24 protein-coding genes are annotated in these 22,217 nt (G+C 65.8%); 10 read left to right on the forward strand and 14 right to left on the reverse strand.

Annotated elements, in window-relative coordinates:
* Window positions 1–9 precede the first annotated feature (9 nt).
* The 6 genes from KV110_RS35125 to KV110_RS35150 all read right to left on the reverse strand — a co-directional run bounded on the left by KV110_RS35125 (window position 10) and on the right by KV110_RS35150 (window position 4,473).
* Window positions 10–585, reverse strand: a complete 576-nt coding sequence (locus KV110_RS35125) for an NADPH-dependent FMN reductase (RefSeq protein WP_218471436.1) — start codon at window positions 583–585, stop codon at window positions 10–12.
* A 159-nt stretch (window positions 586–744) separates the two neighbouring features.
* Entirely contained in the window at window positions 745–1,260 is a 516-nt protein-coding gene (locus KV110_RS35130; RefSeq protein ID WP_218471437.1) for a hypothetical protein, read from the reverse strand.
* 5 nt (window positions 1,261–1,265) lie between these two features.
* Window positions 1,266–2,477, reverse strand: coding sequence for a DUF6973 domain-containing protein (locus KV110_RS35135; RefSeq protein ID WP_218471438.1), 1,212 nt, complete (start codon window positions 2,475–2,477; stop codon window positions 1,266–1,268).
* The gene (locus KV110_RS35140) at window positions 2,474–2,773 is read right to left on the reverse strand and encodes a hypothetical protein (RefSeq protein ID WP_218471439.1); all 300 of its coding nucleotides are present in this window, start codon (window positions 2,771–2,773) and stop codon (window positions 2,474–2,476) included. The genes KV110_RS35135 and KV110_RS35140 overlap by 4 nt, the downstream gene beginning before the upstream one ends.
* A gap of 70 nt (window positions 2,774–2,843) precedes the next feature.
* Window positions 2,844–3,248 carry a hypothetical protein gene (locus KV110_RS35145; RefSeq protein WP_218471440.1) on the reverse strand — a complete coding sequence of 135 codons (405 nt, stop codon included), beginning with the start codon at window positions 3,246–3,248 and terminating at the stop codon, window positions 2,844–2,846.
* A gap of 169 nt (window positions 3,249–3,417) precedes the next feature.
* Entirely contained in the window at window positions 3,418–4,473 is a 1,056-nt protein-coding gene (locus tag KV110_RS35150) for an alpha/beta fold hydrolase (RefSeq protein ID WP_218471441.1), read from the reverse strand.
* A gap of 126 nt (window positions 4,474–4,599) precedes the next feature.
* On the opposite strand from KV110_RS35150, the gene KV110_RS35155 reads away from it, so the two are divergent.
* Together KV110_RS35155 and KV110_RS35160 are read left to right on the forward strand one after the other, a co-directional pair.
* Window positions 4,600–5,814, forward strand: a complete 1,215-nt coding sequence (locus KV110_RS35155; RefSeq protein ID WP_218471442.1) for a DUF885 domain-containing protein — start codon at window positions 4,600–4,602, stop codon at window positions 5,812–5,814.
* Window positions 5,815–5,861: 47 nt separating this feature from the next.
* A complete protein-coding gene (locus tag KV110_RS35160; RefSeq protein WP_218471443.1) occupies window positions 5,862–6,467 on the forward strand; it encodes a dienelactone hydrolase family protein in 606 nt (201 codons plus the stop codon).
* Between the two features lie 51 nt (window positions 6,468–6,518).
* On the opposite strand, the gene ychF is transcribed toward KV110_RS35160, so the two are convergent.
* From ychF to KV110_RS35175, 3 genes are all read right to left on the reverse strand, one after another.
* Window positions 6,519–7,598 carry a redox-regulated ATPase YchF gene (gene ychF, locus KV110_RS35165; protein WP_218471444.1) on the reverse strand — a complete coding sequence of 360 codons (1,080 nt, stop codon included), beginning with the start codon at window positions 7,596–7,598 and terminating at the stop codon, window positions 6,519–6,521.
* Window positions 7,599–8,184: 586 nt separating this feature from the next.
* Window positions 8,185–9,108: a quinone oxidoreductase family protein gene (locus KV110_RS35170; RefSeq protein WP_218471445.1), complete on the reverse strand. Its 924-nt coding sequence runs from the start codon at window positions 9,106–9,108 to the stop codon at window positions 8,185–8,187.
* Window positions 9,109–9,511: 403 nt separating this feature from the next.
* Window positions 9,512–10,105 carry a TetR/AcrR family transcriptional regulator gene (locus KV110_RS35175; protein WP_218471446.1) on the reverse strand — a complete coding sequence of 198 codons (594 nt, stop codon included), beginning with the start codon at window positions 10,103–10,105 and terminating at the stop codon, window positions 9,512–9,514.
* A gap of 78 nt (window positions 10,106–10,183) precedes the next feature.
* Here KV110_RS35175 and KV110_RS35180 point away from each other — a divergent pair, with 78 nt between their 5' ends.
* The 3 genes from KV110_RS35180 to KV110_RS35190 are packed head-to-tail and all read left to right on the forward strand — an operon-like array spanning window position 10,184 to window position 12,127.
* Complete coding sequence (locus KV110_RS35180) at window positions 10,184–10,816, forward strand: NAD(P)-dependent oxidoreductase (RefSeq protein ID WP_218471447.1); 633 nt, start codon at window positions 10,184–10,186, stop codon at window positions 10,814–10,816.
* Window positions 10,817–10,857: 41 nt separating this feature from the next.
* A complete protein-coding gene (locus tag KV110_RS35185) occupies window positions 10,858–11,694 on the forward strand; it encodes a helix-turn-helix domain-containing protein (protein WP_218471448.1) in 837 nt (278 codons plus the stop codon).
* Between the two features lie 10 nt (window positions 11,695–11,704).
* Window positions 11,705–12,127, forward strand: coding sequence for a VOC family protein (locus tag KV110_RS35190; RefSeq protein WP_218471449.1), 423 nt, complete (start codon window positions 11,705–11,707; stop codon window positions 12,125–12,127).
* A gap of 190 nt (window positions 12,128–12,317) precedes the next feature.
* Here the strand turns inward: KV110_RS35190 and KV110_RS35195 are convergent, their stop codons facing one another.
* Window positions 12,318–12,575: a hypothetical protein gene (locus KV110_RS35195; protein WP_218471450.1), complete on the reverse strand. Its 258-nt coding sequence runs from the start codon at window positions 12,573–12,575 to the stop codon at window positions 12,318–12,320.
* Window positions 12,576–12,727: 152 nt separating this feature from the next.
* Between KV110_RS35195 and KV110_RS35200 the strand changes: the two genes are divergently transcribed.
* On the forward strand, window positions 12,728–13,288 hold the full coding sequence (locus KV110_RS35200; RefSeq protein ID WP_218471451.1) for a TIGR03086 family metal-binding protein: 561 nt from the start codon (window positions 12,728–12,730) through the stop codon (window positions 13,286–13,288).
* Window positions 13,289–13,291: 3 nt separating this feature from the next.
* Here KV110_RS35200 and KV110_RS35205 read toward each other — a convergent pair whose 3' ends face one another.
* The 3 genes from KV110_RS35205 to KV110_RS35215 are packed head-to-tail and all read right to left on the reverse strand — an operon-like array spanning window position 13,292 to window position 16,358.
* Window positions 13,292–14,116 (reverse strand): carbohydrate ABC transporter permease, encoded by an 825-nt coding sequence (locus tag KV110_RS35205; protein ID WP_218479285.1) that lies wholly within the window; start codon window positions 14,114–14,116, stop codon window positions 13,292–13,294.
* 23 nt (window positions 14,117–14,139) lie between these two features.
* Window positions 14,140–15,015, reverse strand: a complete 876-nt coding sequence (locus KV110_RS35210) for a carbohydrate ABC transporter permease (protein ID WP_218479287.1) — start codon at window positions 15,013–15,015, stop codon at window positions 14,140–14,142.
* 56 nt (window positions 15,016–15,071) lie between these two features.
* Entirely contained in the window at window positions 15,072–16,358 is a 1,287-nt protein-coding gene (locus tag KV110_RS35215) for an ABC transporter substrate-binding protein (protein ID WP_246634171.1), read from the reverse strand.
* Window positions 16,359–16,742: 384 nt separating this feature from the next.
* Here KV110_RS35215 and KV110_RS35220 point away from each other — a divergent pair, with 384 nt between their 5' ends.
* From KV110_RS35220 to KV110_RS35235, 4 genes are all read left to right on the forward strand, one after another.
* Window positions 16,743–19,037: a carbon starvation CstA family protein gene (locus KV110_RS35220; RefSeq protein WP_218471453.1), complete on the forward strand. Its 2,295-nt coding sequence runs from the start codon at window positions 16,743–16,745 to the stop codon at window positions 19,035–19,037.
* Between the two features lie 56 nt (window positions 19,038–19,093).
* A complete protein-coding gene (locus tag KV110_RS41695) occupies window positions 19,094–19,297 on the forward strand; it encodes a YbdD/YjiX family protein (protein ID WP_246634822.1) in 204 nt (67 codons plus the stop codon).
* A 114-nt stretch (window positions 19,298–19,411) separates the two neighbouring features.
* Window positions 19,412–21,031, forward strand: coding sequence for a DNA-3-methyladenine glycosylase 2 family protein (locus tag KV110_RS35230; RefSeq protein WP_393537796.1), 1,620 nt, complete (start codon window positions 19,412–19,414; stop codon window positions 21,029–21,031).
* Complete coding sequence (locus tag KV110_RS35235; protein ID WP_218471456.1) at window positions 21,028–21,603, forward strand: methylated-DNA--[protein]-cysteine S-methyltransferase; 576 nt, start codon at window positions 21,028–21,030, stop codon at window positions 21,601–21,603. Before KV110_RS35230 ends, KV110_RS35235 begins: the two co-directional genes overlap by 4 nt.
* Here KV110_RS35235 and KV110_RS35240 read toward each other — a convergent pair.
* On the reverse strand, window positions 21,592–22,215 hold the full coding sequence (locus tag KV110_RS35240; RefSeq protein ID WP_218471457.1) for a TetR/AcrR family transcriptional regulator: 624 nt from the start codon (window positions 22,213–22,215) through the stop codon (window positions 21,592–21,594). The genes KV110_RS35235 and KV110_RS35240 overlap by 12 nt on opposite strands.
* Between the last annotated feature and the right edge of the window lie 2 nt (window positions 22,216–22,217).

The following is a 22,217-nucleotide window of genomic DNA, read 5'->3' on the forward strand; positions in this document are numbered from 1 at the left end:
CGGCGATGATCAGGCCGCGTAGGGGCGTTCGGCTCGGGCCGCGCGCAGAGCGGATCCCCACCAGACGAGCTGGTCGAGTAGTTGGTCGGCGGCAGCCGCGGGAGCGGTCGGATCAAGCGGGTTGCCTGTCACGTCGAAGACTTGAGCGGCTCCGTGGAAGCTCACCGTGTCGCGGACGGTGACGGCGTGCAGTTCGGCGAACACGTGACGGAGGTGTTCGACAGCCCGTAAGCCGCCGGAAACGCCGCCGTAAGAGACGAATCCGATCGGCTTGGCCTGCCACTGGGTGTAATGCCCATCGATGGCGCTCTTGAGGGGGGCCGGATAACTGTGGTTGTACTCGGGTGTCACCACCACAAACGCATCGGCGGCGGTCAGTCGTGCGCTTATCGCTTGCGCGCCCCCCGATTCCGGTTCACTCGACATGTCTACCGACAGTGGGTCTTCGGCCAGATCGATGAGATCGACCGCGATGTCGTCCCGCTGTTTCGCGTGCCCGACAAACCAGTTGGCGACCGTCGGGCCGAACCGCCCCACGCGGGTGCTACCGATGATCACTGCGAGCTGAACCGGGTTCTCCGTCATAACAATTCCTTTCGACACGTGCAGGTGATGACAGCAAGCGTCGAACATCAACAAAGGTTGATGTCAAGCGGCGGTGATCCAGCTGGCATCGCCAGCGGTGCCCGGCGGCCTACGGAGAACGGCGGCAGCATCAGCAGTGGGTCCGCAGCGCGCTGACTCCTAGGGCGCGGGCTCGAGCTTGTCGTGCCATTGCGCTGGCACCAGCAGGGTTTCGGCGGTGAGCGCACCCCGGCCACGGACCTCGAGCGGCTTCTTGTTGCCGCTCCACGAAACAACTTGCACCGGCTTGCCCTTGTCGACGAACAAGTAGTAGCCCTGCTCCGGCCCGTCGCGGTGGCCGGTCGTCGGAAGATTCTTCCAGCATTGACCAGGCGTCCCGGCCTTATCGTTGAGGTCCGCCTCCTTGGTGGACGCGCGCACCTCGACCAACCGCTCCCAGCCATCGGTCCAACCGGCCGCCCTGGTGATATCGATCAACTTGGCCCCCTCCGTGCCTGCCGCCACCTCGCGCAGCTCGGCATCGAACCGGCTGTTCGATCCGAGCGTCTCGACCCGGTCGGCGAAATCGAAAGTGCCAGTGCAGTTTTGCGCGGCAGGTTTATCAGTGCTGGCCGTGCACGCGCCGACCATCGGCACAGCGACGGCGGCCAGGAACAAGTACTTCACCGTGGTCATCAGGATCACTTCCCCGTTAGTGGAATGTCGACTCCGGCGGGCTGACCGGTCTGGCTCTCGTTCACGGTATTGCTCCAGGTGATCTGTGGCCGACTCTGCGTACCGGTCCCGAGAACAATGGCCTGCCCATTATCGATCTGTTCTTTGACCTTCTGCGCCAGCTCTGCAGGAGAAGCGTCCGGGTTGGCCACACCGAGCTTTCGGCCCTGCTCGTTGTTGTACAGATCCATGGCCTCGCGGTGTGGCGGGTTTCCGCCGATCTTCTCATGACTCGTGGTGTAGGTTTCCGTCCACTCCGCCCCGAACTTCTGCGTCATCAACGCATTCCAGTAGGTATGCCGGAAGGCGTCACCGTGCCCATCCAGAAACGAGTCCGGATACCGGGTCTTGGCCTCTTCCTCGGCCTGCGAGGTGATATCGAAGAAGTCCTTGAGGGCGAAGACCCCCTTCTTCGAGTAGAGGTCTTCCAGCGCTCTGGCCTCCTCCTCGGTCATCAAGGTGGCTTTGAAATCGGGAATCGCGGTTCGGATGATGTCGAGCAGCGGGCCGTCCGTCGGCCAGATGGTTGGTTTGGCATCCGAGGTTTTGGTTTGGTAATCGGCGAGGATCTTCGCCAGATTCGGGTCGGTCGGTGTACCAGCCAAACCTTGCTTCACCGAGTCGGCCAACTTCTCCAGCAGCCGCCCGAGGTTCTCCGAGCCGGTCAAATCAGCTTCTTGAATCCGAGTGAGGGCTTGACGAATCGCTTGGGTCAGCCGGAACTCTTCGAACTCCTTCATCGCAACCGCGGTTCCGGGAGACCACCAGTGCTCCTTCATCGTCTCCCAATTCGACTTGTGCGAGAGCACTTCACCGTCGGGGCGGCAGAACAGATCCCAGTCCGAATCCTCGACCTCGCGGAGCCACCCGCGGATCTCGCCGATCTTCCCGTCGATGGTGTCGCACACGGAGCCGATCATCGTGGACATCTCCTCGTAGATGTCTGCGGTGCCGAGCCCGTCCTTTGTGTCTTGGGCGCCGCGCACACGCACACTGTCACCCGACTTGCCGTAGAAGTACTCGTACGACAGCTCGACCTTGCGCCCCGATTCGGTTATTTCCGAATCGATTTCGGTCGCTACACGTTTGACGATCGACGCCACCTCACGGGCAGGCCCGACATTCCAGGCCAGTACCTGCGGGACAGTCAGGGGATGGTCCTCGCGGTATCCGCTCATCGCTGGCCGACCTGCCGCAGGCCGCTCGCGAAGGCTTCGTCCTGCTGCTCGAATGCCGTGGCCTGCACTTCGATTCCACCGGCGAGCTCACGCAGCCGACCGACATGGAACTCCACTACCCGGTCCAGCGCCTCCAGCGTTTCCTGGATTCGGACCCCGGTGGCCGAACCGGTCAAATTGTCCCGCGCCTGATCGCGAGCTGTTTTCGCCACCGGGGCCTTGCCCGCGACGGCATCCGAATGGACCCGCACATCGGCCGCGAGTTTGCGCATCTTCGCGGGGTCGACATCGAACACTGGATCACCACACCTTCGGGTTTCGCATGCCGCCTTCGACAACTTGCGGACGGCGAATTCGCGCACTCATCTACAGAACGTATTCGTTGCCGTCTGCCTGGTGACGCGACGAACCGCGCGCACTCGGCCACCTCGGCGGAGCCACTGACGGTGGCGGCGCCATACGGTGCGGCGAGCCATTCTGAGGTGGCGCATCCCGCTTCGGCGCGTCCCGATTGAGCTCGGTGTAGATCCGCTCGGCCTCGGCTTGGGCATTCGTATACGCGATCCGGTGTCGATCGGCGATCAGCGACTCGAGCCGCCGGGCACCCGCCTCCAGCACATACGGCTCGATGTGCAAAGCGGTGATGTTGCCGCAGGTATCGGTCTCGACGAAGACGCCGCCATCCGCCGATCTGGAGCTGCCGCGTACCTCGGAGATCGCGGCATTCAATCGTTTGATGTGCGCGGCACGACGCTCGGTGTATTCGTCCATTACTTCCCCCGATTCGACCGGCGAACCGATCCCTGATGTACCGCCACACACTATCGGCCGACAGTTTGCCGGAGCAACCTTATCGTGGGCAGCGGACGCTGATCAGGTGCCGATCGAACTGCGCGGCCTCGGCACCGCGCCGGATGGACGGTGTACACATGGCAGCTCATCACCGCCGTGTGACCCCGCTACGGGAAGTACCAACGCAAATCCGACCGGGAAGACCCGGTCGCCCGGCGGTGAGCTCGGATGGTCGCCCGGCCGAGGAACGACCGAGTCCCAACCGTGGATTCGGATGGGGCTCAGCGGTGCGGCCCGCCCGCACCAGTAGGCGAGCAATGGCCATGGCAACCTGCCTCGGCTGCTCGAGAATTACCGAGTGACCGGCGCCTTCGACGAGCGCGAAATCCGAATACTCGACGGCGGCGGCCATCGCGACGGAATGCGACGGCGGTGTCATCAGGTCGGCGGAGCCGCACAGAATCAACGTCGGGATCTTCGAAAGCACAGGCAGCGTATCGGTTTGGTCATAGTCCATGAAGGCGCTCAAGAAGCTCGCCATGGTCACGATCGGTGTTTCGTTGTGCATCGCGTTGGCAAGGGCGAGCACGCCAGCGCTGACCTTGCGATCGCCGAATTCGGCGGTACGGATGATCGGAGCGAAAATCTTGCAGGCCAACAGCTTTGCGTGGTGCATCAGGACCGGCGCCCGTTGGACGGCAGCCTGGAATACCTCAACGACCGGGTGGCGCAGGAGGCGGCCGAAGCCGGCATCGGCAAGCCCGCTCGCAGCGGTCGCGATGAGTGCGACGCCGACGATGCGGGTGCCGATCTCGTGCGGGTTCTGGCCGGCGTAGTTCAGCACGGTCATGCCGCCCATCGAGTGGCCGACCAGGACGATCGGCCCGGTCGGGGCGACGGCGTCGAGAACATCGCGCAGGTCGTAGCCCAGTTGCTCGAGGTTGTAGGTCTGCCTGGACGCCGCGGCCGAGTCGCCGTGGCCGCGATGGTCGTAGCAGACGACCCGGGCGCCGGTGTACTGGCGCAGCAGCGCGTCGCGGACGTAAGTCCAGGACTCACTGCGTAGGCAATGCCCGTGCACGAGGACGACCGTGAGGTCTGCGTTTCGGGGGCCGTATTCGCGAACCGCCAGTGCCACATCGTCTTCCGTCGTGACCACGGCACGACGTGCTGCCGAGGTGACGATTGTGCTGAAGATCGGCATCGGAGGCTCCGGTTCGCTGGCGGTGACTTGTTCAACTTTCCGCCGCATTTGTCGCCGATATCAGGCACCCGAGTGCTGAGGACATTCCCCCAGGGGTGAGCAGACCCCCACCAAGGTGACGCCTATTTGCCGATCCTCATGTCCGGCGGGTCACCCAGAATCATGGGCGAGTGGCGGACCTTTCCGGCATGGTGGGATATGGACGTTTTGCGCGAATACGCCCTACTTGCCTTGCGAATCGACCGCCTCGTGACCGAACACCCCAGTGGGACCTGGATTCTCGACTATCGAGGCCCGGACCCTTGGCGCGCCGAGGTGGCCGCCGAGCCGTTGCCGAATCCGGCAGACCTGGTTCGCCGTGCCGAGGACCTGGCAGCCTCCGTCGCCGATGACGTCGCGTTGACAGAGCAGATCGGTGCCCTTCACACCATGGCGCGGCAACTGTCCGGCGAAAAGCTGTCACTGCACGAGCAGGTCCGGGGCATGCTCGGGATCGACGTCGATTGGATACCCGACGAACAGTTCGACGAGGCGTATCAGCTGCTCGACGAGGGGTTACCGGACATGAAAGGGTCTCTCGCACAACGGATGCACGCTTGGCGCGCGAACCACAGTCTGCCGCCAGGCCGAACGGCGCGACTTTCCGAGCTGGTGCAACGAGCCGTAGCCGAAACGATTACCCGCACCACAACACTGTTTCCATTACCCGAAAACATCGAAGTGACATGCGAATTCGCCTCCGGACCATTTCGCGGTCTTTATCGCGGCGACACGCGAGGAACCTTGTTCATCGATCCACAACTCCCGTTCAATCTCGCGGATCTGTTCTATGTCGTTGCGCACGAAGCCTTCCCAGGCCACATCTGCGAGTTCATGATCAAGCAACTTCACCTGGCGGACCGACCGGACATCCAAACCCGCTTCATGCCCTCGCCCGCCTACCTGGTGTCCGAGGGACTTGGCCTACATGCCCAACAACTACTCTTTCCCGACGACCAGGCACAACGGTGGCTGATCGACAATGTCGATGAGCTCCAACAAGATTCGAGCGACTACGCCAAGATCCACCGAGCCAGAAACATCCTCTGGAGCGCCTACTGCAACGCCGCCTTCCTGGTCGCCCAGCAAAAGCCATGGTCAGAAGTCCGAACCTACCTCGCCGAAACCGCACTCCTCGCCGACGACGAGCTCGCATACCTCGAAGGAATGTACGGCACCCCCTTCCTCGAGCCCTACATCTTCACCTACTACCACGGCTACCGCCTACTGCAACCACACCTGTCCGATCCGAACTTCCTGAGACGCGTTCTGACAGAACAGCTCCCGGTCTCGTTGCTGTGATCATGCCGGTGATCGCCATCCGAGCTCCAGTCGGTAATGATGGCGGAATGGTCACGGTAGCGCTGTTCCATTCGGTGTACGGTCGGCGGACCGTCGAGTTACGTGCCGCGCAGCGGCTTCGCGTTCTCGGCCATGAGGTTCATGTACCAGACCTGTATGCAGGCCGGACAGCGTCGAGCCTCGACGCTGGATTCGAGCTGAAGGACGAAATCGGCTGGGACACAATCGTCGGCCGAGCCCATGCATCCCTCGACGAGCTCCCCGACGACACCGCCCTCATCGGATTCTCCATGGGCGCCGGAGTGATTCACGACCTCCTTCCCGACCGCTCCGCCACGGCGGGAGTGCTACTACTTCACGGACTGGCCGACTTCCCCACATGGGCGCGACCTGGACTCCCGATACAACTGCATATCGCCGCCCCAGACATATTCGCACCCCCAGAACGGATCGCCACCTGGCAAGCCACCGCCATCAGACGCGAAGCATCAGCGCAGGTCTTCACCTACCCAGGAGTGGGCCACTTCTACACCGATGAGAGCCTTCCGGACTACAACCGCGAGGCCGCGACGCTCACATGGCAACGAGCGATCGACTTCCTGGGCACCCTCGAGTCCGGCCACGTGAACGGCGAAGGCAAGAACCTTCCGTGACGCCGCAGTGCCGCGCGGTCGCGCTGACGCAGCACTATTCCTCAGTGGCCTTTAGACGTTAAAACGGAACTCGACGACGTCGCCGTCGTGCATGACGTAGTCCTTGCCTTCCATGCGGACCTTGCCTGCGGACTTGGCGGCGGCCATGGAGCCGGCTTCTACCAGGTCGGTGAAGGCTACTACTTCGGCCTTGATGAAGCCGCGTTCGAAGTCGGTGTGGATTACGCCTGCGGCTTTGGGGGCGGTGTCGCCCTGGTGGATTGTCCAGGCGCGGGCCTCTTTCGGGCCTGCGGTGAGGTAGGTCTGCAGTCCGAGGGTGTGGAAACCGGCGCGGGCGAGGGCGTGCAGGCCGGGTTCGGTCTGGCCGATGGATTCGAGGAGTTCGAGGGCGGATTCGTCGTCGAGTTCGAGGAGTTCGGCTTCGACCTTGGCGTCGAGGAAAACCGCATCAGCCGGGGCGACAGAGGCTTTCAGCTCGGCGACCTTGGCCTCGTCGGTGAGTACCGACTCGTCGGCGTTGAAGACGTAGAGGAACGGCTTGGTGGTGAGCAGCGAAAGTTCTTTCAGCAGTTCGGCATCCACCTTGTTGCCAGCGGCGAACAGGGTGGTGCCGCTGTTCAGGATCTCCTGCGCTACCTTCGCTGCGTCGGCGACCGGCTTACGGTCCTTCTTGACTTTGGCTTCCTTCTCCAGCCGCACGACCGCCTTCTCCAGGGTCTGCAGGTCGGCGAGGATGAGCTCGGTCTCGATCACCTCGATGTCGGCGGCGGGGTCGACGCGGCCGTCCACGTGCACCACATCGTCGTCGGCGAAGACGCGGACCACCTGGCAGATGGCGTCCGCCTCGCGGATGTTGGCGAGGAACTTGTTGCCAAGGCCGGCGCCCTCGGAGGCGCCCTTGACGATGCCCGCGATGTCGACGAAGGACACGACGGCGGGCACGATGCGCTCGGAGTTGAAGATCTCGGCCAGCGTGTTCAGCCGCGGATCGGGCAGCGGAACCACGCCGACGTTCGGCTCGATGGTCGCGAACGGGTAGTTCGCGGCCAGCACGTCGTTCTTGGTCAGCGCGTTGAAGAGCGTCGACTTTCCGACGTTGGGCAGGCCGACGATTCCGAGGGTGAGACTCACGAGAAGTGGAGTCTACGCGGCAGGCGCGGTCCCCCAACCCGCGCCCGCCCGCAGCCCCCGGATATGCGGGTTCGGTCGCGCCGCGACCGCCGCCAGCTGCGAAACCACAGCCTCGAAGGAACGCCGGTTCGGCGGCGAGCTGACCTCACTGTGGGCGCGAACGCATCGGACTACACGGTGCAGCCTGAGCAAGGCTGCCACCTACCGAGCCAGACACGCCGGAACCCGCCGCCCCTGACCCGACGGTCGGCCACCTCACCCCATCCATCTCGCAGAGCGTCCACACGCCTCACATGGTCTGCGCCCTCTGCGAGGCGTAGGACGCCTCTGTGAGATCGACTCGGGTAACAGCCGGTGCGGTCGCCGACCGTGGATCGGCGACCCAGAATCGGCGGGCTGCGGATCGGGTGAGCCACGGTCGGCGCCGCGATCGACGAGTTGGGTCGACAAGCCGCGATCGACGAGCCGCGATCAGCGATTCACGGTCGGCAAGCCACGGTCAACGAGCCAGCGATCGGCGAGCTGCGGATCTGCGGACTGCGGATCTGCGACCCACCGTCGGTGCGCCGCGGTCAGTGAGCCGCGATCAGGGGATCAGGACGACCTTGCCGAGATTGCTTCGCTCCTCGATCACCATGTGCGCCTTGGCGGCGTCGTCGAGTACGAATTCCGCGTGGACCGCGGGGCGAAGCTGTCCCGAAGCGACGTACTGCCACAGTTCCTGGCGCCACTGCTCGTACAGGGCGGGGCGGCCCTTCGCGACCTGCGCCATCTGGAAGCCGATGACCGACTTGGCGCCGACGAGCAGGTCGTACGCCTGGATGGTGCCGCCGCCGGAGCTGTAGGCGACCAAGCGTCCGCCGGGCACCAGAGCGGCGATGGCGGGGCCGAGCAGGTCGCCGCCGACCGCATCGAGCGTGTAGTCGACGGGGTCACCCCACGATTCCTGCTCGTACTCGATCACCTCGTCCGCGCCGAGTCCGCGCACGAAATCGGCCTTGGAAAGGTCCGAGACCGCACCGACCACTCGCGACGCGCCACGCACCCGGGCAAGCTGGACTGCGAGATGCCCCACCCCGCTGGCCGCGGCGGTGATGAGTGCCGACTCACCCTCCTTCGGATCCGCGGCATCGAGGGCACCCAGTGCGACCAAACCGCTGCGCACGAGCGCGACCGCATCCACGGCGGACGCACCGTCGGGAATCGGTGACGCCATCGCCACCGACAGCAGCGCGTAGTCGGCGTATCCGTGCCCGAATACCAGCCCGGTCACCCGGTACCCCGGCGCGTATCCGGTGACACCCTCGCCGACCGCGACCACCTCGCCCGCGACCTCGCCACCCAGCGCGATCGGGTCGCGCTGCTCGCGCACCTTCCGCACCACTGGCAGGGTCACTCCGATCGCCTCGACCCGGACCAGAAGTTCACCGGGGCCGGGCGTCGGCACCTCAACCGACACGACCTCGAGCACCTCAGGACCACCGCTGCGCTCGTATTGGACCCGCCGCATCACACCTCCACAATTCGTCAGAAGCCGCAACGTTAACCAGCGGCCCGAGTGGGCCCCAACCCAATTCCGAACCCAAGTGCTCCATCTCACCGCGCGCCGGATCCCCCGTCCGACCAGGACGTGCCCGGGACACCCCCGAAACCCCCTGCGCCACGCCGCTCGAATTGCACGAGCCCAACCCCGGCCAAGCCTCCGCGCGCCGATGGGACATGGCAGCGGCAAAGTGCGAGCGCGGACCCCGTCATGTCCCATTCGAGAGCTCCGGCCCCGGCTAGGCCAACCGCAGTGAGCCCGACGGGACATGGCCGTGGCGTTATTCGAGAACCTGCTCCGTCCCGTTCGCCGCCGCCAGCTTCTGGGTGCGTGCCGTGTACGGCGGGGCGGGTCAGGGCTGAGGGGCGGGTCAGGGCGGGGAAATCGCGGGGCCGAGGGCTCGGGTGAGGGTTTGGGCGAGGCTTCTGGCTAGTTCGTCCGAGGCGGGAGTTGCGTCTGGGCCGGACTCGTAGAAGCGGAGGAAGGCTTGGTGGAAGCAGGCGCCGTCTAGGAGGGCGGCGATCGTGGGTAGTTCGGCGTCTGCGGCGATTCGACCGAGTTCTCGCTCGGCACTGAGGTATTCGGTGATGCCGGTGATGGCGTGGCCGGGGCCCGCGCCGTGGCGGCGCATGGCGTCGCGGTGGGCGGCCATGCGTTGGGGTTCGGCCAGCATGCCGCCGAGTAGGGGTAGGGATTGCTGGTAGAAGCTCAGGGCACTGCGCGCCATCGCGGCCAGGTTGGCTTCGACGGTGGCGGTACCGGGTTCGGGGCGTGCGCCGACCGGATCGGGCATGCGGTGGCGGAGGACATTGAGGATGAGGTCCTCTTTGTCACTGAAATGCTTGTAGAGCGCGGCCTCGGAATAGCCTGCGGCCTTGGCGATTTCCTTGGTCGTGGCATGGACGACGCCGCGGGTGCGCATGATCTTCGCCGCCGCGTCGAGGATCTGATCGCGAGTTCCCACATGTCCTCCGGTTGACAAGTTAGTAAGTACTCACCATCCTAGGTTAGTAAGTACTCACCAACTTGAGAGGCCTGGAAAATGCGACTCACCATCTTCGGAGCGACCGGCAACACCGGCGGCCGACTTGTTCGGCAAGCACTGGCGGCAGGACACGAAGTCACCGCCGTGGCCCGAGGCGAGCACACGATGCAGGACCACCCTCGGCTGCGGGTGGTCGTGGCCGATCCGATGAACCCCGCCGAGATCACCGAGGCGATCCGTGGCGCCGACGCCGTGTTGGACACCATTGGATCCAGAGCCAGCGGACCGACATCGACCTGCACCGACGCCGCGCTATCGATCACCAAGGCCATGGAATCCACGGGCGTCCAACGTCTGGTGCTGATCAGCAACAGCGCCAGAATCGCCGGGCCTGGCGATGATTGGTTCACCCGCTTCGTCGTCAAACCGCTGATTCTGCGCCCGCTGCTGCGGCACAGCCTGGCGGATATGGCGGCCGCCGAACAAGCGGTCCGCGACACCGCACTGGACTGGACAATCGTCCGGGCGCCACAGCTGACCGACAACAAGGCGAAGGGCTCCTATCGCACCGCGATCGAACGCAACGTGACCTTCGGCATCCGCATCACCCGCGACGACCTGGCAACCTGCCTGCTCGACCTGGTCGCCGAGCCGGGCACAATCCGCACGCACGTCAACGTCGCCAACTGATTCGCCTTGCGGTAGCCACGGCGCGGCGTAGCGTGACCGATATGCAGCCGAGCACCGAAGTGGTGACGGCGCGGCCGGCCCCGATGCTCGCGCCGTTCATCGATCACTATGTGGGCTACCGCATGGCGGGATATGCGGCAGGCCTGCATCGCGGGCTGCCGTCGGCGCACATGACCTTCGTCATCAGCATCGGGCCGCCGATCGACGTTGTCGCACAAACGAATCCGCGTCAGTCCCCGCAGGACTACCGATGTTCGCTCGGCGGGTTACAGGCGAGCTCGGCACTGATCTCGCACGACGGCTACCAGGAGGGTGTCGCGGTCGCACTGACGCCGCTCGGCAGCCGAGCATTGTTCGGTGTGCCCGCCGGGGCGCTGTGGGATACGTCGGTGGAATGCGCCGACGTCGTCGGCCCGGTGGGCAGCGAACTGTGGGAACAGTTGCAGGAGTTGCCCGCCTGGCCAGAACGTTTCGCCGCCTGCGATCGAATCCTGACCCGCATGGCCAGCCCCGATCACGTGGTCGGTCCCGAGCTGACGTGGGCGTGGCGCACCCTGGTCCAGTCCGGCGGAACGCTCTCGATCGGGCGGCTGGTCGAGGAAATCGGCTGGAGCAGACAGCATCTCGCGCGCCGGTTCAACAACGAATTCGGCTCGAGTCCGAAGCTGGCGGCCCGGATCATCCGCTTCGAGCGGGCCAGGCGGATGCTGGAACACACCCCCTCGTACGTGTCGATCGCCCAGGTCGCCGCCGCCTGCGGCTACTACGACCAAGCCCATCTGAACCGAGACTTCGCCGAACTCGCGGGCACCAGCCCGACGACCTGGCTGGCCGAGGAGATTCCATCCGTCCAAGACCCGGCGGGGCCCGCCGGGTGACGCTGGGGACATGACGAATCCAGCAACCACCGAAGCCACCACCCGCACCGCCGTCTGGCCGACCCTGGCCTTCCGCGACGGGCGGGCCATGGCCACATTCCTCGTCGAGGCGTTCGGCTTCCGGCAGACCGCGCTCTACGCCCGCGAGGACGACCCGTCGATCATCGAGCACGGCGAAATGCGTTGGCCGCTCGGCGGGGGCATCATGTTCGGCACCGCTTGCAAGGACGCGGGCCCATTCGGCGAACGCACACCGGGCCACGACTCGGTCTACGTGGTCTGCGACGACCCGGACGCCTTGTTCACCCGCGCCACCGCCGCAGGCGCCGAAGTGATCCGCGGCCTGCGCGACGAAGACTACGGCTCACGCGGCTTCGTCGTCCGCGACCCCGAGGGAAACCTCTGGAGCTTCGGCACCTATTGGGGTGAATAGCCCAGCGCACAACATATTTCGTGCTAGTGACGGCCTAGCGGCATCGATGCACCCGTTAGGCCGCTCACGCGCCAGCGTCGGATAGACACCTCCGGCCACGCGCTACCCGCGCCCCCGCCAAGCGCCACTCGCCCCCGGCCGAACGCCACCCGCACGCCCGACAACACGCCACCGCTCCCTGCCGCGCCACTTACACACCCAGCGCGCGCCATCCGCTCCGCCCACGCGCCACCGCACCCCAGTCACGCGCCTCGGTGGAGCCGTAGCGGTTGCGCAGCTCGGCGTCGAACTGCGCGGCGAACCGGTCGGCCGTCTCACCGGGCAGCGCCTCGCCGCAGGCCGGAACGCGGCGAAGCGTGCGCCGGTCGTTCGCCTCCGGCACACGACTCAGCCGCGCGCCACGCACACCCGACCGCGCCCCCACCCACCCACACGTCAGGTCACGCACCTACCCCACCCGCACGCCCAACCACTCCCCACCCGACCACGCGCCAATACCTCCCGACTACTGCGCGCCGACCTGCGGATCAGCTCGGACTCGGCGGCACGAGCACCATCGGCCATCTAGACGCACGAACGATCGTGCGCTTAAATTGGAGCATGGACATCTCCGAGCTAGACGCTCGTGCACTGCATGATCTGGTGCCAATCGTCGAGGCGCTGACCGATGCCGATCTGGGGGCGCCGACCCCCTGCATCGGGTGGCAAGTGCGGGACTTGCTGCAGCACATGAATTCCGAGCACGAGGCGGTATCCGAACTACTGCTTCCCGAGTCGGCCGTGCTCGACGCGGATCCCCGAAAAGCCTTCGGGCAGATAATCTCCCGCTGGATCACCGCTACCGGCGCTGCCCTCACCGATGGCCGGGCGATCAGTGTGCCGAAGTTCGGCACGGAATTTCCGGCCGAGTCCCTTCTGTCGATCCACTTCGCCGACATGCTGGTGCACCGCTGGGATATCGCGAAAGCCTTGGGCGTCGACCCCGACCTGCCTGAGGACTTGGTCGGCCTGGCGCTGCCCATCGCACTGTCGATACCCGACACCGGCCCACTGCGCGGCGTCAACGGCTATGCGCAGGCGGTCCCCATCCCCGACTCCGCTCCACCCACCGATCGACTCGTGGCGGCTCTCGGCCGCTCCCCCGACTGGCAACGCCCCTAACGGTCAACGGCCCCCGAGTCCGGACATGGCGATACCGCGAACGAACGCGCGCTGCGCTATCGCGTACACAAGGAGCAGCGGCAGCAGAATGACCATCGATGCGGCCATGAGAATCGGCCACTGAGTGTGATACTGCCCCTGGAGGCGTACTAATCCCAGTGTGGCGGTAGCGATCTCATTGCGCTGGATCATGACGAGCGGCCACAGGAAGTCGTTCCAGACGGTGATCCAGGTGAGCACGGCGAGCACCATCAGGGCGGGGCGGGTGTGCGGCAGCAGAACTCGCCAGTAGACCTGCCAGGTGGAGCAGCCGTCCAGGATGGCCGCCTCCTCCAATTCCATTGGCAGGGTGTAGAAGAACTGTCGCATCAGGTAGGTGCCGAAGGCGCTGCCGAACAGGCCGGGCACGATCATCGCCCACGGCGTATCCACCCAGCCGAGCGCCCGCATCAGCAGGAACTGCGGGATTACCGTCACGGTCAGCGGCACCATCAGCGTGCCGAGATAGGCGACGAACAGCACCTCACGCCCACGGAACCGCAAGCGCGCGAACGCATATCCGGCTAGCGAGCAGAAGAACACTTGACCGGCGGTGACGCACACCGCGTAGACCGCGGTGTTGACCAGCATCCGCCCGAGCGGTAGCAGATCGAACACCCTGCCGTAGTTGGACCACTGCGGACTCGCCGGAAGGAGCGTCTGCTCGGCAATCTCCCCGCTCCGCTTCAACGACCCGGACAGAGCCCACAGAATCGGCGCCAACGCACACCACGCGATGCCCATCAGCACCGCATAGATCCCCACGCCCCGCAGCACCCGCCGCACCATCGCCCGCTCCGCCCTGCCGGTATTCACAGGTCAACGGCCTCCCGCCGGGCAAACCACAACTGCACCATGGTGAGCACCAACAAAATCGCGAAGATCACCCACGCCAACGCCGACGCATACCCGACCTCGTAGAACCCGAAAGCGTGCTGGAACAACATGATTCCCAGCAGATAGGTGCCGGTCTCCGGTCCCCCGTTACTTCCGGTGAGCGCGTACACCTGATCGAACGCCTGCACCGAATTGATGATGGTGATCACGAACACGAACGACAGCGGCCCACGGATCAGCGGCAGCGTGATCGCCGAAAACCGCCGCAGCGCACCGGCTCCGTCGATCTTCGCCGCCTCGTACAGCGGCTCCGGCACCCCCTGCATCGCGGCCAGCAGGATGACCGTCGCGAACGGCACGCTCTTCCACACCGTCACCACACTCAGCGAGACCAACGCCAACTCCGGATCGGTCAACCACGGCACCGGTCCCACACCGACCCAGGCCAACCCGATATCGAGCACCCCGTCGTCGGTGAAGATGAACCGCCACACCACCGCCATCGCCACCGTGGAAGCAACCAGCGGCAAAAACGCCACCGTCCGAAAGATCCCGATACCGGCCAACTTCCGATTCAACGCCGCGGCGATCCCCAACCCGATCACCACCGTCGGCACCAACGTGAGCACAGTGAACACCGCACTGTTCCGCAAGGCGATGAGAAACAACGGATCCGCCCCCACCAACCGCCGATAGTTCTCCACCCCCACAAACCGCATCGGCCGAAACAGATCCCACGAATAGAAGCTCAGATACAACGAAAACCCCAACGGAAACAACAGAAACACCCCCACCGCCACCACATTGGGCGCCACAAACACCCACCCAGCGCGCTCCCGCTTCCGCGCCAGCTCCCCTTCGGCGAGCGGCACACCGTCGTGAGCCCTCCTCCGCAGCCATGTGCCACTCACGGGTCTCTTAGTAGAGCGTCTAGGTCCGCAGCGAATTGGCCGTTGAGGGAGGTGGCGGTGGCAGCGCCGCGTAGGACGCGGGTGGATCCGCGTTCGAGGAGGGCGGAGACTTTGCCCCAGGCTGGCGTGATCGGTAGGGGTCGGGAGTTGTCGGGACCTTCGGTGAAAACGTCGCGGTTTCGGATGTCATGGTGTGCCGCAGCGAAACCGGGTGAGCTCATCGCGGATTTCAGCACCGGCACGAACAGCCCCGACGCGGCGATGATGGCCTGCCCCACCGGCCCGGTGGCGAATTTGACGAACTCCCAAGCCTGTTCGACGCGCGGACTGCTGGCCGCGATGGACAGCCCGGTACTGCCGACAGCGGTGATCGCACCGGCCCCGCCGTGCGGCCCGACGGGCAACACGGTGACGTCGATGGAAAGGTCGTCCTGCCCGGCGAATTCGGAATACAGCCAATGCCCACCGAGCACCATCGCGGCCCGGCCGCCACGGAACAGATCAGGCGCCGAAATCGACAGCCGATCAGCTACTTTCGGCGCCACCCGATGCCGCACCGCGAGATCGGCGTAGAACTGGAACCCTTCGGCGAACCTTGGATCACCGAGATTGGCCCTGTTCGGCGCCACCGACGGCGTGAACCACTCCGCGCCGTTGTTCATGCCGAAGCAGGCGGCCGAGTAGTACGGCACCCAGGCGTCGGCGAAGCCCCACTGCCGGGTCCGCCCGGAACGGGTGAGCGTGCCTGCGACATCGAGGAATTCGTCGAACGACCAGGCGTCACCCCACCGAGTAGGTGGTGTCAGACCCGCCTCTGTGAACAGGTCCCGGTTGTAATAGAGAAACACCCCGGACCACTGTTCGGGTAGCGCGTACTGCCCACCGGCATAGGTGAAGGTGTCGTACAACGCCGGATAACTGTCCCGGCGCAAGGTTTCCGCGTACTCGGGTTCCCGATCGAGCAGGGTACGCAGATCCAGCAGCACGCCACGCTCGGCGAGCCCGGCATAGAGCAGCTCCCAGGCCATGATCACGTCCGGACACTTGCCGCCCGCACAGTAGGTGAGCAGCTGCTGCTGCGGATCCGGACCGGACATGATGGTGCGAATCCTGATGTCCGGGTGCCGCTTCTGGAATTCCTCGATGATCCGCAGCCGCACCCGCGCCTCCTCCGGCCTGGCCTGGAAGAAGAAGGTCAGCGCGTCGTCGGCGGCCGCGCACGCGGTCAGCACCGGGACAGCCAGCGCCGAGCCGAGCAGAGTGCGACGGCGAACCGGTGACACGAGCTCCTCCACGGTCGGCGGATGGATACGTGAACCTCGGCGTGGGGATGCCGGGGAGTACCGACCGACAAATGCCCGAGCCAGCATGGCAGCATACGGATGGCAACATCGCCGGGCGAGGGAACACGCCCACTCGTCCGCGCGAACTCCGGACGCCGTGAACAACGGCCGACCGGGCAGCCGGCGTCCCGCGGGCCACCCATACCCGCCGCGCATGACGGATCCAGCCGCACTCGTAGGAACACACAGTGCGAGTCCTGGTGGCACCCCCGATTCGTATCCCAATGTTCAGACTTCACTAAGTCCGGCTCACACGCGCTTCAGTTCAGCTACGTTGTCAACGTTTCAGCAAGTCCAGCTCGATATCACGGGAGAGTAGTTCGCATGGCGACCATCGAATACCTCCGGACAGATCCCGACCTACCTCCCGTGGGTGTCGTGGACCGTTCGCCTATCACCCCTGCTAAGAAGGGGATTTTCGCCGGAATCGCCATTGTCGGCGCGATCGCCTGGGCGGTCATCGCCATCGCCCGCGGCGAGTCGGTCAACGCGGTATGGATCGTGGTCGCGGCGGTGTGCACCTACGTGCTCGCCTACCAGTTCTATTCCAGGCTCATCGAACACAAGATCACCAAACCGCGTGACGACCAGGCAACACCTGCCGAAATCCTGGAAAATGGCAAGGACTACATGCCGATGGACCGGCGGGTGCTGTTCGGGCACCACTTCGCCGCCATCGCGGGCGCCGGGCCGCTCGTCGGACCCGTCCTCGCCGCCCAGATGGGATATCTGCCGGGCACGCTGTGGATCGTGTTCGGCGTCGTCTTCGCCGGCGCGGTGCAGGACTACCTGGTGCTGTGGGCCTCGACCCGCCGCCGCGGCCGCAGCCTCGGGCAGATGGCCCGCGACGAGCTCGGCGTGGTCGGCGGCGTCGCCGCCATCATCGCCGTGCTGGTGATCATGATGATCCTGCTCGCGGTGCTCGGCATCGTCGTGGTGAACGCGCTGGCCGCGACACCCGGCGCGGACGGCACGCTGCACGGCGGCAGCCCATGGGGTGTGTTCTCCATCGCGATGACCATCCCGATCGCCCTGTTCATGGGCGTGTACCTGCGCTTCTTCCGGCCCGGCAAGGTCGGCGAGGTTTCGCTCATCGGGTTCGCGCTGCTGATGCTCGCCATCATCTCCGGTAACTGGGTCGCCGGATCCGGTTGGGGCCAGGACTGGTTCACGTTGTCCGGCACCACCATCGCGTGGTTCCTGATCGCCTACGGTTTCATCGCCTCGGTGCTGCCGGTGTGGCTGCTGCTCGCACCGCGCGACTACCTGTCGACCTTCATGAAGATCGGTACCATCGTCCTGCTCGCCGTCGGCGTGCTGATCACCATGCCGGTGCTGAAGGCGCCCGCGGTCTCGGAGTTCGCGCACAGCGGTACCGGCCCATCCTTCGCGGGCAGCCTGTTCCCGTTCCTGTTCATCACCATCGCGTGCGGCGCTCTCTCCGGATTCCACGCGCTGGTCTCCTCGGGCACCACGCCGAAACTACTGGAGAAGCAGTCGCATGCCAGGATGATCGGCTACGGCGGCATGCTGATGGAATCGTTCGTCGCGGTCATGGCGATCATCACCGCCAGCATCATCGACCAGCACCTGTACTTCGCGATGAACGCCAGCGCCGGGCTCACCGGCGGTACCGCCGAGAAGGCAGCCAACTACACCAATAGCCTTGGTCTGGCCGGGGATCCGATCACCGCCGCCGATTTGAACCAGGCGGCCAAGGACGTCGGCGAGACCAGCATCGTGTCACGCACCGGCGGCGCGCCGACGCTGGCCGTCGGCATGTCCGAGGTGCTGCACCGATTCCTCGGCGGCACCGGCCTCAAGGCGTTCTGGTACCACTTCGCGATCATGTTCGAGGCGCTGTTCATCCTCACCACGATCGACGCGGGCACCCGTGTCGCACGGTTCATGCTGTCGGATTCGCTGGGCAACCTCGGCGGGCCCGCAAGCAAGTTCAAGGATCCGTCCTGGCGGCCGGGTGCGTGGCTGTGCTCGGCGATCGTGGTCGCCGCGTGGGGTTCGGTGCTGCTGATGGGTGTCACCGATCCGCTTGGCGGCATCTACACGCTGTATCCGCTGTTCGGCATCTCCAACCAGTTGCTCGCCGCGATCGCGCTCACCGTGGTGCTGACCATCGTGATCAAGAAGGGCCTGATCAAGTGGGCGTGGATTCCAGGCATCCCGCTGGTCTGGGATCTGACGGTGACGATGACGGCGTCCTGGCAGAAGATCTTCTCCGCCGACCCGAAGCTCGGATACTGGAAGCAGCACAGCATCTACAGCGCCGCTCTCGACGCCGGAAAGGTGGTGGCTCCGGCCAAAACGGCGGAGGATATGGAGAAGGTGGTACGCAATACCTTCATCCAGGGCAGCCTGTCGATCATCTTCGCGGTGCTGGTGCTGATCGTGGCGATAGTCGGCGTACTGGTCTGTGTGCGGGCCTGGCGAGCGGGCGGCGGGCCGAGCAGTGAAACCGAGGACGAGCCGTCGAAGATCTTCGCGCCGAAGGCCTTTTTCGCGACGCCGACCGAGAAGGAGGTGCAACGGGAATGGGACGCCCTGATCGAATCGGGGAAGGTCCGGGCACCGGGCGCCGCGCACGCGAAAGCGACGCATTGACCGTCGGTGCTGTCGCGCGGGACGGCCGGTCTGCTCGATCGGCCGGTCCCTCGCGCCTGTCTGCCGCTCGAAGTGCCTGTGCGACAGCGGTTCGCGCGGTCGGTTGGTGGTTCAATTCGATTCTCGGCGGGCAGGACTACCAGCGGTATGTCGCCCATCTGACGCGCAACCATCCCGGTAGCGAGATTCCGACCGAGCGCGAGTACTGGCGTCAGCGGCACGCGGAGGCGGACCGAAAGCCGGCGAACCGCTGCTGCTGAGGCACGGCAGGGCGGCGCGATGAGGGCGCCGCTCTGCCTGCCCCGGTGGCGGCTAGGGGGTTCGTGGCAGATTTCCGCTAGCGGAGTAGGTTCTTACCTGACATTGTGGTTGGCGTGACGATCACGGTGTTGGATTTCGAGCGGTGCTACCGGGCGGTATCGACCAAGGACTCCCGATTCGACGGGCAGTTCTTCACCGCCGTGCGGACCACCGGAATCTATTGCCGCCCTTCGTGTCCGGCGATCACGCCGAAACGAGCGAATGTGTCGTTCCTGCCGACGGCCGCGGCGGCGCAGCAGGCGGGCTATCGGGCTTGCCGCCGGTGCCTGCCGGACGCGGCACCCGGATCGCCGCTCTGGAATACCCGCGCGGACTTGGCGGCCCGCGCGATGCGACTGATCGGCGACGGGGTGATCGAACGCGGCGGCGTGCCCGCGTTGGCCGCCACTCTCGGCTATTCACAGCGGCAGTTGACCCGCGTGCTCACCACCGAACTCGGTGCGGGCCCGCTGGCGCTGGCTCGCGCGCACCGCGCGCACACCGCGCGGCTGCTGATCCAGACGACGGCGATGCCGATGTCGGATATCGCGTTCGCGGCCGGTTTCGCCAGCATCCGCCAGTTCAACGACACGGTGCGCGAGGTGTTCGCGGTCAGCCCGACCACCATGCGGGCCGAGGCGCAACGGGCGAAATCCCATTCGAACGGCCGCCCGGTGCCCGCCGTCAACGGTTCGCTGAGTCTGCGACTGCCCTACCGCGAGCCGCTCGATCGAACCTGGCTGGAATGGTTTCTCTCCTCGCACGTGGCACCCGGCATGGAGCAGTGGGAAAGCCGCGCCTACACCAGGAATCTGCGGACTCCGCACGGGCACGCGACCATCCGGCTCAGCTTCCAGCGCGATCACGTGCGCGCCGAACTATCCCTGCACGACATGCGAGACCTGGCGCCGACCGTAGCGCGCCTGCGCCACCTACTCGACCTCGATGCCGACCCCATCGGCATCGATGAAGCGCTGGGTGTCGCTCCGGGACAGCGGGTTTCGGCGCCGGAGCTGTCGGATCCGGATACCGTGCGGCTGCCGGACGCGGGCGCGGGCTCACCGCCGGACGCCGAAACCGCGCTCGACCCGGTCAAGCCGCGGCAGCCGGTTTTCACGCCGGGCATTCGGGTGCCCGGCTGCCTCGATGGGCCGGAACTGTTGCTGCGCACCATGATCGGGCAGCAGATTTCGGTGTCGGCGGCGACGACGCACACCGCCCGGCTGGTCGAGGCGCTCGGTGACCGGGTCGACGGCCCGATTCCCCTGTTGTTCCCCACCCCCGCGGTGATCGCCGAACGCGGCGCCGAGGTGCTCACCGGCCCGACGCGGCGGATTCGCTCGATCATCGGCGCGGCCGAAGCGCTGGCCAGCGGCGAACTGGCGCTGCACCAGGGGCGCACCGCCGCCGACCTGCGTCGCGAACTACTCGCCCTGGACGGCGTCGGTCCGTGGACGGCCGACTATGTCACCATGCGGCTGCTCGCCGATCCGGACATCCTGCTGAGCACCGACCTGGTGGTTCGCCAGGGTGCCGCGCTGCTCGGCGTCGATCTCACCGACACCTCCCGCTGGGCGCCGTGGCGCTCGTATCTGTCCATGCACCTGTGGAAGGCGGCGCTGACCGATCGCGCCGACCGATCCAAGACCGCCGCGGCAAAGGCCGCCTCCTCGAAAGCGAATTCCGAAGCATGAACGCCCCGACCGTTATTCGCGCGACGAAGCGCCACCTCGGCACCGGAACCGCGGATTTCGCGACTGTCGATACGCCGATCGGTCCGTTCACCACCCTGGTCGACGCCGACAGCGTCGTACTGGCTTCCGGCTGGACCGCCGACGCGGAGAATCTACGTACGCTGATCCACCCGATGTTGCGTCCGGCCGAACTGCGCCAACGGGATTCACTCGGCGAACTCACCCGCGTCATCACGGCCTATCACGAAGGTGATCTCACCGCGATCGACGCCGTGCCCGTGCGCCAGCAGTCGGGCGAATTCCTCTCGCACGCTTGGGAAGTCCTGCGCAAGGTGCCCGCCGGAGCACCCATCACCTACACCGAGTACGCCGCCATCTCCGGTCGCCCCGATGCCACTCGTGCCGCGGCGAACGCCTGCGCGCGCAATGCGGCGGCGCTGTTCATCCCCTGCCACCGCATTTTCCGCATCGGCGGCGCGCTCGGCGGTTTCCGCTGGGGGCTGCCGATCAAACGTTGGCTGCTCGATCACGAAGGCGCGGGCCCCACGCTACTTACGCCACTAGGGAAGTAGCTGTACCGCAAGCGAATCGGCGGCCCAGTCCGCCCACTTGTCCGCAGACCAGCCGCGCTCGTGGACCAGCAGGTGATAGGTCTCGGGGGCGAGCACGGCCAGCGCGATATCGGCGGCCCGCGCCGCGTCGATACCGCGGCGTAGGGGCGTTTTAGCGGCCAGCGCCTCGGCGAGGCGCACCTGCACCGTGTGCCGCTGGGCAATGTTCGTCCGCCACAATTCGGCGAGTTCCGGGTCCGTCGCCGCGGCCGATCGGATCACCTCGAGCAGTGGGCTGGCCCGCGCGAAAATCGTTGCCGCCGCGGCGACTTGCTGCCGGATCTGCTCGGCGGGCGCTGCCGCCACCGCTTCGGCGAACCAGGGCCGGTCCAGGGTGGCGACCGGTTCGGTGTCACCGGCGATCTCGACGTCCAGCAGTTCGGACAGGATCGCGCGCTTGGTGGCGAAGGTGAAGTAGAGCGTCTGCACCGCCATGCCCGCTTCCTCGGCGATCGCTTTCATCGTCGTGGCCGTGTAGCCGCGCGTGGTGAACAGTTCCCGCGCGGCCGCCAGCATCTTCGCGCGGTTCGCCGTCGTCCTTGCCGCCCGCACACCGGTGTCCTTCCCACTCATGA

Source organism: Nocardia iowensis, from assembly GCF_019222765.1.
Lineage (GTDB): Bacteria > Actinomycetota > Actinomycetes > Mycobacteriales > Mycobacteriaceae > Nocardia > Nocardia iowensis.